The organism is Pseudaminobacter soli (ex Zhang et al. 2022) (assembly GCF_014595955.1).
Lineage (GTDB): Bacteria > Pseudomonadota > Alphaproteobacteria > Rhizobiales > Rhizobiaceae > Kumtagia > Kumtagia pseudosoli.
Window position 1 is genome coordinate 1 of record NZ_JABVCF010000045.1, and the last position, 853, is coordinate 853.

General features: G+C 59.4%; 2 protein-coding genes. Both read right to left on the reverse strand.

The window, feature by feature from the left end:
• Window positions 1–78 (reverse strand): saccharopine dehydrogenase NADP-binding domain-containing protein (locus tag HUI96_RS29015; protein WP_188258173.1); only part of this gene is annotated, 78 nt, incomplete at its 3' end.
• Between the two features lie 43 nt (window positions 79–121).
• On the reverse strand, window positions 122–853 hold a 732-nt coding region (locus tag HUI96_RS29020; protein WP_188258172.1), incomplete at its 5' end, for a carboxynorspermidine decarboxylase.

Consider the following 853-nt stretch of genomic DNA (forward strand, 5'->3'; position numbering starts at 1 on the left):
ATCGTTGTTCTGGGCGCATTTGTGCGCGACGACCTGGGCCACACCGCCCGCGCCGATGATGAGGACATGCTTCTTCATTTAGGGGAGGGTTCTCCTTCTTTCCGGAAAAATGATCGAGCCTTCAGGAAAGGCTCGATTCGAAGTCCGCGTAAGTGAACTCGCGGACCATCCTGACCGAGCCGTCGAGCTCGCGGATCGCGATGGCGGGCATCCGCACGCCATTGAACCAGTTCTTCTTCACCATGGTATAGCCGGCGGCATCCTGGATCGAGATGCGGTCACCGATCTTCAGAGGTTCTTCGAAACGGAACGTGCCGAACACGTCGCCGGCCAGGCACGACTTGCCGCAGACCATGTACTCGTGCGGTCCGGTATCCGGTTCGACGCTCGCTTCTTCACGGTAGATCAGAAGGTCGAGCATATGGGCCTCGATCGAGGAATCCACGACCGCGAGATGCTTCCCGTTGAACAGCGTGTCGAGCACGGTGACTTCTAGCGTTGCACATTGAGTGATGGCCGCCTCTCCAGGCTCGAGGTACACCTGCACCCCGAAGCGCTCGGAAAACGCACGAAGACGATCGCAAAGCGCGTCGATCGGATAGCCCTCGCCCGTAAAGTGGATGCCGCCGCCGAGGCTCACCCAATCGGCATAGTGCAGCAGCTCACCGTATCGAGCCTCGATCTGGTCGAGCATTCGCGAGAACAGATCGAAATCCTCGTTCTCGCAGTTGTTGTGGATCATGAAGCCGTTGATGCGGTCCAGCACCGCTTCGACCTTGCCTGCTTCCCATTCCCCCAGGCGGCTGAAAGGCCTTGCCGGATCGGCCAGGTCGAAGCTCGACGAACTGATCCC